Below are 12,136 nucleotides of genomic sequence, written 5' to 3'. Positions count from 1 at the left end.
TCGGCAGCAGACCCTAGTACGAAAATGGTCTTTTGGAGAGGGGGGGACATGAATTTTTTGCACCAGTGATCTTTTCTGCTTCCTTAATAGTTTTTGCTGTTCCACAGAAACGAGGGATACCTTGGGTTGTAACAACAAAGTACTGCAATACACTGTGACCAGCTTTTTGAGGATCTTGGGCTGTAACTGGAAAAATTAAGAATATTGGTGCGTCATTGCCATCAACTACCCATTCAACTTGTTTCGAAGTCACATTGGGGAAGAAACCGAAGAAGTTCTTGTCGTTGTAGACAACCTCTTGTTCTGTTGTCCAGACTGAGTGATCATGCCCGAGGTCAATCCAAGATCTGTCTCCACCTACTACTAAGAAGAGACGCCAACCAGTAGGTGCAGGACATTCGTCGGCGTAAAGGCCCAACTTGTCGAAACCTACAGCTATTTTTTGGGGAAGTTTTTTGCAGGCAGAGCTATCGATGGAGGTGACGAGTGGCGTAGCAGGCACTGCGCCCAAGCGCTCTTTACTAGCCTTATTTTGTGTTGCGTCCACCTTGGAATCCATCATCTCCTCGGAGACGATCTTTATGCCGTCTTTTTCGACTGCCACTATCAATAACTTGTTGCCCCTGTCCTTGTAGGTGCTAGATTCCCAAACCTGCTCGAATTTGAGTGATGACTTCTGGCCGTCGAGCACAATTTCAGGGTTGATTGCCTGCACCACCATCCTTTTCTGGAACATCTTTCTCCTGTCTTTCAGCCATGCGTTATTGTCTAGTTTGACGGTTTTTCCTCCCGATCTTCGTATCCCGGAAAATTGTTTCGAATACATACTGGCATATTTCTCGAAAGCCCCTGAGTTCTGAGCCGCGACCCATTCCGCGAGAAAGGCCTCCAGCTCTTTCTCGGTAAGGTCGGCAGCAAACGACGGAGCTGTCATGATGAGTGTGATGATCAGAGCGATGAAAATATTCATGATGGTCTCCCTAGAACGTCGATGCACAGGTTAAAGGCCAGCCAGATTTTATCGTCCTGACTTGTTTTTTAGTATCTCTGGTATTTTTGTTGTGTTTACCGTTATAGAACAGGCGGGGGTGGATGTTATGAACTCTTCAGCTTGTTTGATAGAGTCAGTCAAACCGCAAATTTTGACTGTAGTTTCGGTAAGTTTTACGATCAAATAACGTGTGGCGGGTAGGTTGTCCCTGCGGTTTTGGCCAGCAACTCCTATGATTACCCAATTTGGCGTCGATTGATCATTGAGGATCCATTCGACATTTTGAAAGCCATCGACGGTAGGGAAATATCCAAAATTATATTGAGGATCGTAACTGATAATATCCATGGGGCTCCATAATGACCGATCCTTCGAAATGTCGATCCAGGAGCGACCTTCGCTGTCATATATCTTGAATAACCTCCATTTACCCGCTGCAGCGCATTCAGCGGCATATTCCTCGCCGGTGATATCAATAAGCTCTTGGCTTTTTTTGCAGTGGTCGTCGGACAGCGAGGTGAATTTAATGTTGAGCCTCGTGGGCGCTGGTTTGCTTATCTTCGAACTGGCAATGTCAGCCGCAAATGATGATGCTGCCATGAGGAAGGTGATGATCAGAATTGTAAGGAGCTTCATGATGGTCTCCTGGTAAGGGGGGGGAGGGCCGTTACTGCAACGGTCTCCGCCCGGGTCGCGCAGGCCATTGATACCTTTCCCCACGTGTGGGCTCGATGGTCGTTCTGGTGAAACTTGCTTCGGAGGCAAAGCCGTTCAAGACGCGGTCGAGCAGTGCCCCAAACAGGTAAAGATCGCCTGCCGAGAGGAAGGAGGCGTCATCCAGCCGTATGGTGATATCCCATCCGCGCACCATCGATCTTCCCATCAAGCGGTCGGCTTCGGTTACACGCACAGAGGTTATTGCAGTGATTGGATCTGTTTGGTCCATTCTCCTCCGGAAGGGAGGCGAACAACCGGGTAACGAGCGGAGCATTGCCCGCAAGACCTTTGCGTCCAAGAGCGACAGGTTCAGGCCGTTCATCGCCAGTTCCTTCCAGAGGAGGTTGCTGCCCCTGGCCGGAACGCCGCCCCGCGTGACCGGTTTGCAGTTTGAGAAATCGGCAGAATTCGGTGATCTGTCGGTCCGCTCGCAAATGTCGCCAACTTGAAGCTGTTCCGGCAGCTTTCCGTTAGTGCAGGTGAGATCGACCAGGAGGGTGCTGACTTCTTCGAGTGGGGTGGTGGACGACGAGATGGAGATATGGCTTTCGTTGTGAAAAGGGCCCCTCTCCGGTGTGATACGGTAGGTGGCGCCGTTGGCGGGTGCCGGATGCCCTAAATGGCTGGTAGCAAATATCACCTTCCGGTTGGTTCCCCGGCTTATCCCGCTAACGGAGGATATCGAGTGGATCTCCAAACCGGCTGACATCGTATCGGCGGGGAGTACCCGGTAAGCGCGGTGTTGGCTCTCTACGCTAATCGGCTCCGCCTGGTGCTCGAATACGTTTACTGCCGGTGTTCCGAAAAGGGCGAAATCTTCCCTGCTGACCTGGTGCAGCTCGAAAGGAAGCTTTTTCAGCTCGAACCGGATTTCGAACTCGGTCCCTTTTCCGCGCCAGCCCCAGGTCTCCCACCCCTCAAGGTCGGCGAAAAGGAATTTTTCCGGCAGGATGAAAAACTCGTTCATCACCTCTTTGCCTGTATCCCCGTGACCTTCGGAAGGGAAAAGGCGTTCGGAGTCGTCAAAGCCACCCGGTTTAAGATGGGTAGGAGAAAGTGTTGCCGGCTCCCCGCCGATGAGCGGTGCCAGGACTATTCGCTTGAGATAGCGGAATAACACCAGGTAGAGATTGGACGCCCGGGTGTAATCGGCTGCCAAGAAAAGGCGTAGTTTCTTCACCATCCAGTCGTCCAGGCAGGTCGCGGCCAGCTTCATCTTCAAAGTAATGGTGGGGGAACTGGCGGGTGGCTGGGAGAAGGTGACACTGGTGACGGTCAGAGGATGCATCTCTACCGGGTAGCGGGTGGTGAACCTGCACGCGGTTCCGTCGACCGGCACCGACTTTAATTCGGTTCCCGCGGGTATGGACTCCGGTCCACTGCAGTTTTGTTTCGGAGAAAAGACGACGATGGTGGTGGCCGGTATCGGCCGTAAGCTCCCGGGCGTTATGGCAGTAGTGAGGTCATGGATGATCTTGGGCCAGTCGTCATTAAGCTTGTGCTGCAGGAGGGCGTTCAGGAGGGCGACTCCTTCGAAGAGACGCTCCACGCTCGGGTCGGCAGGGTTGCCGAGCACCATGGAGGCCACGGTGGGATGGGCGTTGGCATAGCTGGCGGCTAGCTCACGCAGACGTGCCAGTTCTTCCAGGTAATGCTCGACCAGGGTTGACGGTCCCTTCGATGCTGCCTCCGCGTCGACATCTTCGGAAGGCGCGGGTGAGGTGGCGCGCGTGGCGGAACTGGCCATCGGGAAAACGGCGCTCACTTCTCCCGGCGCTTCGCCGCACCAGCTGTTCAATCCGAGCCGCGGGGCCTCCGGGTCCCCCAGAACGATGGAGCGGGGTTCGCCGTCCGCCATGGTCAGCTTCAAGTCATAGTCGAGGGGATCGAGGAGGTAGAGGCGGACGAGGCTGGCGAGCTTTCGATGGCGGGGGGGGCCGGGGAGAAGGGAGTCGAAATCCTTGCGGGAGAGAGGGCCTACGTGGATGCGGAGCTTTCCCATTCCGTCGGCCATCTCGCTCCCCAGGACGGTGTTCACCCCGAGTGCGGCGTTGGTGAGACCGACCCGGATCCGCTGATCCTCGGGGATCTTTGCCTTGCGAAGGACGCACTCTTCGACCTCGATCCTGGCTATCCCGAGTGCTTGACGCAGCAGGGCCTCCAGCCCGGTGGCCGAGCGGGGATACTGGTTGAAAAGGGCTGCATAACGCAGAAGCGACGCCGCATCCGGCAGGCTCTCTCGCAGCTCCTTATGGCCCAGGCCGATCAGGCAGAAGAGCCTCTCCAGGTCGCGGGGATTTTTTTCCTCGGCGATCCTGATGAAGAGGCGGTACTTGCTCCAGCACTGGAAGTAGAGATGATAGAGCCGCTCGTGCAGCAGGTCGAGGAGGTCGCGCGTTACTGAGGAGTCGGCAGCGGCCTCGTCGAGGAGATCCTCGGTGTAGTGGGCCGGCAAGGGAGAGGATGTGCCATACAGGCCGAGAAAGGTGGCGGTGACCAGGAGGTCGACGCCGTCTTCACCAGTGGATTCGACACGCGATACGTCGCCGGCGGGGAAGGAGAGCGAGAGGTCGGGGCGGATGCGTACTCGTTCCTGGCAGGTTATCTCCGGCAGTTCCTCGGCGCTGCCTGCGGTGAGACGCATCCTGGCCACGCGCATGACCTGGTCGAAGGTAAACTCGTGCCCCCGGGAGATCAGCTCTTCGATAAGCGGATGGTGCGTTGATCCCGCAGGGGGCCCAGTCATGCGTTCCCTCCGTCACCGGTTGTGTCTGCAGTTGCCAGGGGCGTTTTCGGATGCCCAATCGAATTAATGTACACTAATGTACTACCGGGTCAACAGTCCACGTCGCTTCCCTCAGAAATTTCTAAAGATTTCTCTCGAAACGCCGATCAGCGATAAAGCTAAGCCGTCCGTCTTGCCCGCGCTTTCTCTCTCTCAACTCTCTTTCCGCTCCCTCTCTGGATCAAGAGCTCCGGTTGAGTGAGAAGCCGCGCTGCGTCACTTAAGTGAGGACGGCCAAGCGGAATCGATTGCCATCGTGCCGTTGTGGCAGAAAGAGGGAAGAGCTATGAAACTCGGAATGAAGCTGAATGTCACCGTCGTGTCGGTATTCGCAGCCGCGATCATCATCCTGGTTGCGGTCGCTTTTGTCAGCTCGCGCAAGATCATGGCGACCATGCTTCAGGAAAGCCAGGTCGCGCTGGCCCGGGACAATGCCGCCAATGTCGATACCTGGATCCAAGGAAAGCTCTCGGTCATCGACGCGGGCGCCAAGGACCTGTCGAAGTACCCCAGCCAGCCCAAGGAGTACATCCTTAACCTGGTCAAGATCCTCAACGCGGCGGGCAATTTCAAGAAGGTCTATCCAGGCTACGAGGATGGCACGGTGATCTTCTCGGACGAGTGGAAGGCTCCCGCGGACTACGACCCGCGCAAACGCCCATGGTACACCCAGACCAAGGCGGATCAGAAGACGGGACTTACCCCGCCGTACATCGCCGCCTCGAGCGGCAAGCTCACGCTTTCCTTCATGAGCCCCATCGTCTATCCCACCGGGTTTGCCGGCGTGCTCAGCTCCGACATCCAGCTCGACGACATCGTCAGCAAGGTGCTGGCCATCAAGGTCGGCCAAACCGGATACGCCTTCGTGGTCGACCAAAGCGGGAAGATCCTGATCCACCCGAACGCCGACTACACTCTCAAGAAGAGCCTCAAGGATGTCTCCGCCGACTTTGCCGGGATGGAGGCCAAACTGGCCGCCACTCCTAACGGGCATGCCGAATACCGCTCCGACGGGGACGCGAAGTTCATGTCCTGGGCGCGCATCCCTTCCACCGGCTGGTACCTCTGCGTGACCGTCAATAAGGCGGAGATCTTCGCGCCGGTGACCAAGCAGCTTGCGGCGCTCACCATTATCGGCTTCGTCTTCCTGGCCATCGGGCTATCGGTGATCGTGGTCGCCTTGAGGACCCTGCTCAAGCCGCTCGGCATTTTCTACGAGCGGGTGGCCGACCTTGCCGAAGGGGAGGGGGATCTCACCAAGCGGATAGACGTCGGCGAGCGGCGCGACGAGATCGGGATGCTGGCCGAGAAGCTGAACCACTTCATCGGCAGTATGCGCGGCATCATCGTCCAGATCGCCGATACCTCGAGCTCGCTCACCAGGGAATCCCAGCAGCTCAACGCGACCTCCTCGCATATCTCGCAGGGGGCCGACCAGGTGGCGGCGCAGACGGCGACCATCGCCACCGCCAGCGAGGAGATGGCCTCCACCGCCTCCGATATCGCCAATAACTGCCATCTCACTGCCGATAGCGCCAAGCAGGCCGCCGACAGTACCCAGTCGGGATTCAACGTGGTCAGGAAAACGGTGGACGGCATCCGGCTGCGCGGCGAGCAGACCCGCGAGAACGCCAGCGCCATCTACTCGCTGGGCGAGCGCTCCCAGCAGATCGGCGCCATCGTCGCTACCATCGAGGACATAGCCGACCAGACCAATCTCCTGGCGCTTAACGCGGCCATCGAGGCGGCCCGTGCAGGGGAGCAGGGGCGCGGATTCGCGGTGGTGGCCGACGAGGTGCGGGCCCTGGCGGAGCGGACGACCCGCGCGACCAAGGAAATCAGCGACATGATCCGCGACATCCAGCAGCAGACGACGGCGGCGATATCCTCCATGGAGGGGGGATTGAAGGAAACCGAGCGGGGGATCGAAGAGGCGGCCCAGATCGAGGTGGCGCTCCGCAGCATCCTCGAGCAGGTGGAATCGGTGACCGGCCAGGTGAGCCAGGTCGCCACGGCTGCGGAGGAGCAGACGGCGGTGACGCACGAGATCACCCAGAACATACAGCACGTGACGCTGGTGGTGAACCAGACCGCGGAAGGGGCGCGGGAGACGGCGACCACGGCCGCCAACCTCTCGGGACTGGCTGGCGACCTGCAACACATCGTCAGGAAGTTCCGGCTCTAGCCGCACAGAAACTTCAAGTGGAAACCGGGAGCCGTTAGCCGCCAAAGCCGGCACAAAAAGGGGAGCCGGTACCTCATAACGCGCTCGCTGGCAGGGAGCGGCAACGACGGGGAACGGCAGATACATAACCGGATCGACGTCCCACAAAGGGGACTGGCACAGAGAGGCCGGTCCCCTTTTTCGTGCCCGCACTGTGGCTGGGAGGGGCCGATCGTATCCTTAAGGGGAGGATTAGTTTCGGATTGTTTGAGATCGATAAAAATATGTTCTATTTTTTGTTGACATGTACGTAAACTGACGATATCGTATGCCGCAGTTAAGGTAAAAGGTGGTTAATGCCGGTTCTAGCACGCTTTTTATCGAAAAAACGGGCGGTATGGCTGGCAAGGGTGTGCCTGGTTCTCTTGAATCTCATTGTGATCTCTAATCTTTTGGCCTTTTAGCCGGCTGCACTCGGGCGGTTGGATTGTATGACGGCGAAATTATAGAACGGAGGTTTGTCATGTCGGAGCTGCAATCGAGGATCAGGAGGAAGAGCCTGCACGCCAGGATCATGAGGCCGGAGGACACCATTCCCTTTTTCAAGGACGGGATGGATCTCGGGTGGTCGGGCTTCACGCCGGTCGGGTACCCCAAGGTGGTGCCGCTGGCCTTGGCCGATTACGTGGAGCAGAACAAGCTGCAGGGGAAGATGCGCTTCAACCTCTTCATCGGCGCCTCCATCGGGGCGGAGGTTGAGGACCGCTGGGCGGAGCTCGGGATGACCGACAAGCGCTGGCCCTACCAGACCGGGAAGGTGGTCCAGAAGAAGGTCAACGACGGCTCGGTCAGGATGGGGGACAAGCACCTCTCGCTCTACGCCCAGGATCTCGTCTACGGCTTCTACACCAAGGAGAGGGGAGGTGGCTTCGACCTCGGGCTCATCGAGGCTTCCGGGATCGCCGAGGACGGCTCCATCATCCTCTGCGGATCGGTCGGCGTGGCGCCGGAGGTGATCCAGAACTCGGACAAGCTCATCATCGAGATCAACACGGCCATCCCTTCCTTCGAGGGGCTCCACGACATCGTGATGACCGAGCTCCCGCCCAACAAGAAGCCGTACCTGGTCACCCGGGTCGACGACCGGGTCGGCTCGCTCACCGTCCCCTGCGATCCCGACAAGATCGTGGCCATCGTCGAGTCCAACATGCCGGACCGCGGCCGTCCGCTGGCTCCCCCGGACGAGCTCTCCGAGCGGATCGCCGCCCACATCCTCGACTTCTTCCAGGCCGAGGTGAAGGCGGGGAGGCTCCCGAAAAACCTCCTCCCGCTGCAGTCGGGCGTCGGCAACATCGCCAACGCGGTGGTAGGAGGGCTCGCCCAGGGGCCGTTCTCGGGCGTCAACGTCTGGACCGAGGTGCTCCAGGACACCATGCTCGACTTCTTCGACTCCGGCAAACTGAACTTCGCCTCCGCCACCTCGCTGTCGCTTTCCGAGCCCGGTTTCAAGCGCCTCTACGCCGACTGGGAGCGCTACACGAGCCGCGTGGTGCTCCGCCCGATCCAGTATTCGAACCACCCCGAACCGGTCCGCCGGCTGGGCGTCATCGCCATGAACACCCCCGCCGAGTTCGACATCTACGGCCACGCCAACTCGACCTTGGTCAACGGGAGCCGGATGATCAACGGCATCGGCGGCTCGGGGGATTTCCTCCGCAACTCCTACCTCTCCATCATGCACAGCCCCTCCACCCGGCCCTCCAAGACGGATCCGACCGGGATCTCCTGCATCGTCCCGTTCGCCACCCACGTCGACCATACCGAGCACGACCTGGACATCCTGGTCACCGAGCAGGGGCTGGCCGACCTGCGCGGCCTCTCCCCCCGCGAGCGGGCCAAGGAGATCATCACCAAGTGCGTCCATCCCGACTACCGCCCGATCATGCAGGAATACTTCGAGCGCTCCCGCCGCGAGTGCTGTGAAAGGAACATCGGCCACGAGCCGCACATGCTTTTCAAGGTGTTCAAGATGCAGCAGCACCTGGCCGAGCACGGGACCATGAAGATCCAGAACTGGGATTGAATCTGAAAAGCAGACCTAATAGAACGCGGATGACGTGGATTGAGCGGATTGGCGCGGATCAATCAACATCTTTCAGGTACTGCAAGAAACTGATTTTTTAGTTACTGCAAGAAACTGCGATAGGGGACCCTTTACAAAAAGGAGGAACGCACAATGGCTAGTGCAACAATCAATTGGAGCGAAGTCGCGCAGCATCCCAAGTATCTCGAACTGAAGAACAGGAAGAGGAATTTCCTCTTCGGCTGGTGGATTGCCTCCACCATCTACTACTTCCTATTGCCGATCCTTTCCGGCTATGCGCCTGATCTCTTCAGGCTCAGGGTGATCGGAGCCATCAACTTCGGCTACCTCTTCATCCTCTCCCAGTTCGTGGTGGCCATCTTCGTGGCACTCTATTACACCCGCGTGGCCAATGAGTTCGACCGCCTGACCAGCGAACTGGTCAAGGCCGTCTCGTAAGGAGGGGATCATGATGAAAATGAGTCTGTTAGCAATCTCGTTACTTCTGGCGGCTGCCACCGCCACCTTCGCCGCCGGCCCCGATAAGCTGGGAGCTGCCACTCCCGCCGTGCCGGCTCCCGCCGCCCAGTCCGCCGCTCCCGCCGCCCAGGCGAGCCAGGCCGTACAGCCGTCCGCCGCTGCCATCACCGCGAAGGCGATGGTCCCTGGCGCCGCCGTCGCTCCCGCCGCCAAAGGGGCTCCGGCCGCGACGAAGGTGAAGCCCAACCGCGCCATCACCCTCACCATGTTCCTCGCCATCATCGGGGTGACCATCTGCGTGGTGGTCTGGGCCGCCAAGCAGACCACCTCGGCCGCCGACTTCTACGCGGCGGGGGGGGGGATCACGGGGCTTCAGAACGGATGGGCCATCGCCGGCGACTACATGTCGGCCGCCTCCTTCCTCGGCATGTCGGGCCTCATCTCGCTCTACGGGATCGACGGCTTCATGTACGCGGTCGGGCCCATGTTCTCATTCATCGCCATCCTTTTGGTGGTTGCCGAGCCGTGCAGAAATGCCGGCCGCTACACGCTGGGGGACATCCTCTCCTTCAGGGCCGCTCCCCGCACGGTGCGCGCGGTGGCGGCCCTCTCGACGGTGACCGTCTCGCTCTTCTACCTGATCGCCCAGATGGTCGGCGCCGGGAAGCTCATGCAGGTCCTTTTGGACATTCCCTACCGTGTCTCGGTGGTCGGGGTCGGCGTCCTCATGGTGGGATACGTAGTCTTCGGCGGGATGAAGGCCACCACCTGGGTGCAGATCATCAAGGCAGGGCTGTTGATGTCCGGCACCGTGCTCCTCGCCGTGCTGGTCATGGCCAAAGCGGGGATGAACCCGTTCAGCTTCTTCGACTCGGTGACCAGCAGCCAGTTCATCCAGGAGCACGTGAGGATGAACGTCCTGAAGGACGCCATCCCCAAGCCGGGCTTCGACTACGGGCAGCGCTTCATGGAGCCGGGGCTCTTCCTCAAGAACCCGCTCGACCAGATCTCGCTCGGGATCGCCTGGGCGCTGGGCGCCGCCGGGCTTCCGCACATCCTCATGCGCTTCTTCACTGTTCCCAACGCGCAGCAGGCGCGTAAATCCATCGTCATCGCCCTCTTCATCAACTCGACCTTCTTCTTCCTGATCAACCTGATCGGCTTCGGCGCGGCGCTCTACCTCACCCCGCAGTTGATCAGCTCGGTCGACAAGGGTGGGAACATGGCGACCCTGCTTTTGGCCCAGAAGATGGGGGGCGGTGCGGGCTCCATCGGCGGCGACCTCTTCCTTGCCTTCATCTGCGCGGTGGCCTTTGCCACCATCCTCGCGGTGGTTTCCGGCCTGGTGCTCGCCGCCTCGGCCGCCATCGCCCACGACGTCTACGTGAACATCATCAAAAAAGGCCAGGCCGACCAGGAGACCCAGGTCCGCTGCGCCAAGATCACTTCGCTCTGCGTCGGGGTGGTCGCCATCTGCCTGGGGCTTGCCGCCGAGAAGGAGAATGTGGTGGCGCTGGTGGCGCTGGCCTTCGCGGTGGCCGCCTCGGGGAACTTCCCGGCCATCATGCTCTCGCTCTTCTGGAAACGGTTCAACACCGCCGGTATCGTGGGCGCCATCGTGGTCGGCACCGTGAGCGCCATCAGCCTCGTGCTGGTTTCGCCCAACATGACCTATCCGCAGAAGATCGCCGACGACGCGAAGAAGGTGATCGTGGCGCTGGAGAAGAAGCAGGCCGCAGGGGCGGCGCTGGCCGAGAAGGACCTGGCGGCGCTGGATAAGGCTCGGGGCGAGTTCAAGAAGAACGACGGCGGGACCTCGATGGTGGGGCTCAAGGCGCCGCTCTTCCCGCTCAAGAATCCGGCTATCGTTTCGCTGCCGCTGGGGCTCTTCGCCGCCGTGTTCGGGGCGCTCGCGTTCAGGAACCGCCGGGCGGAGGATATGTTCGACGAGATAGAGGTACGGCAGATCACCGGACTCGGGATCTCGGGGGCGTCGGACCACTGACTTCTTAGCCACGGAGACACGGAGAGAATCTGAGAGAACCTAAAATCTTGCATCTAGCCACGGAGACACGGAGAACATCTGAGAGAACCTCAAAAACTTTTGGGGTAAATTTCAAGACTAAAAGCTTTTGCCTTAACTTTAATGATTGTGCCGTTCTCAGATTTTCTCCGTGTCTCCGTGGCTAAAAAGGTCTTCTCCGATTCTCCTCCGTGTCTCCAGGCAAATACTGCCATGTCATGTCACTTCTTTTCCGGCTCCGTGGGACGCCGCGGGGCCGGAAACTCTTTCACTTCAACGGGAGGTACCCGCTTATGGAAGCAAACGCAGTGATCGGGGACGTGGGGCTTCGGCTCCTTAACGACCTTAGCAAGGAGGAACTGATCAGGATCATCGTGGATGACGCGAAGAACTGGCTCGCCCACGACGGTCTCTGGTTCCAGGCCATAGAGAAGACGCACGGGATGGAGGTGGCCATCGACGCCGACCGCGAGGCGTGGCGCCACTTCACGGTGATCGAGGCGAAGAGGATCATGGAGCGGCTGGGGATGAAGCCGGGCGGGGGGATTCCCGCGCTGGTCGAGTGCCTCAAGCACCGTCTCTATGCACGCCTCAATCTCCAGGACGCGATCGAAGAGAGCGAGAATAGGGTGGTCTTCCGGATGCTCGACTGCCGCGTGCAGTCGGCCAGAAAGAGGAAGGGTCTCAACGACTTTCCCTGCAAGAGCGTCGGGATCGTCGAGTACTCGGAGTTCGCCCGCACGGTCGATCCGCGCATCAAGACGACCTGCATCGCCTGCCCGCCGGACGCGCATCCGGAAACCTACTGGTGCGCGTGGGAGTTCAGGGTGGAAGGAAAGTAAAGGAACGAATAACGGCTAAATCCCCCCTGTCCCCCCTTTTTCAAAGGGGGG

The 12,136-nt window shown here is 59.3% G+C and carries 8 protein-coding genes; 5 read left to right on the top strand and 3 right to left on the bottom strand.

Annotated elements, in window-relative coordinates:
• Positions 1–13 precede the first annotated feature (13 nt).
• The 3 genes from L4X63_RS21815 to tssF are packed head-to-tail and all read right to left on the bottom strand — an operon-like array spanning position 14 to position 4,454.
• Positions 14–970 (bottom strand): L,D-transpeptidase Cds6 family protein, encoded by a 957-nt coding sequence (locus L4X63_RS21815; protein ID WP_250680782.1) that lies wholly within the window; start codon positions 968–970, stop codon positions 14–16.
• 48 nt (positions 971–1,018) lie between these two features.
• Positions 1,019–1,627, bottom strand: coding sequence for a hypothetical protein (locus tag L4X63_RS21810; protein ID WP_250680781.1), 609 nt, complete (start codon positions 1,625–1,627; stop codon positions 1,019–1,021).
• Positions 1,628–1,658: 31 nt separating this feature from the next.
• Positions 1,659–4,454 carry a type VI secretion system baseplate subunit TssF gene (gene tssF / locus L4X63_RS21805; protein WP_250680780.1) on the bottom strand — a complete coding sequence of 932 codons (2,796 nt, stop codon included), beginning with the start codon at positions 4,452–4,454 and terminating at the stop codon, positions 1,659–1,661.
• Between the two features lie 325 nt (positions 4,455–4,779).
• On the opposite strand from tssF, the gene L4X63_RS21800 reads away from it, so the two are divergent.
• From L4X63_RS21800 to L4X63_RS21780, 5 genes are all read left to right on the top strand, one after another.
• Positions 4,780–6,678 (top strand): methyl-accepting chemotaxis protein, encoded by a 1,899-nt coding sequence (locus L4X63_RS21800; RefSeq protein ID WP_250680779.1) that lies wholly within the window; start codon positions 4,780–4,782, stop codon positions 6,676–6,678.
• Positions 6,679–7,180: 502 nt separating this feature from the next.
• Positions 7,181–8,740, top strand: a complete 1,560-nt coding sequence (gene scpC / locus L4X63_RS21795; RefSeq protein ID WP_250680778.1) for a succinyl-CoA:acetate CoA-transferase ScpC — start codon at positions 7,181–7,183, stop codon at positions 8,738–8,740.
• Positions 8,741–8,893: 153 nt separating this feature from the next.
• Positions 8,894–9,199, top strand: coding sequence for a DUF485 domain-containing protein (locus tag L4X63_RS21790; protein WP_250680777.1), 306 nt, complete (start codon positions 8,894–8,896; stop codon positions 9,197–9,199).
• A gap of 13 nt (positions 9,200–9,212) precedes the next feature.
• Positions 9,213–11,225 (top strand): solute symporter family protein, encoded by a 2,013-nt coding sequence (locus L4X63_RS21785; protein WP_250680802.1) that lies wholly within the window; start codon positions 9,213–9,215, stop codon positions 11,223–11,225.
• Positions 11,226–11,536: 311 nt separating this feature from the next.
• Positions 11,537–12,085: a DUF6125 family protein gene (locus tag L4X63_RS21780; protein WP_250680776.1), complete on the top strand. Its 549-nt coding sequence runs from the start codon at positions 11,537–11,539 to the stop codon at positions 12,083–12,085.
• The last annotated feature ends 51 nt before the right edge of the window (positions 12,086–12,136 follow it).

This window comes from Geomonas sp. Red32, assembly GCF_023652955.1.
In the GTDB taxonomy this organism is placed as follows: domain Bacteria; phylum Desulfobacterota; class Desulfuromonadia; order Geobacterales; family Geobacteraceae; genus Geomonas.
This window is presented reverse-complemented; position numbering and strand designations above follow the sequence as displayed.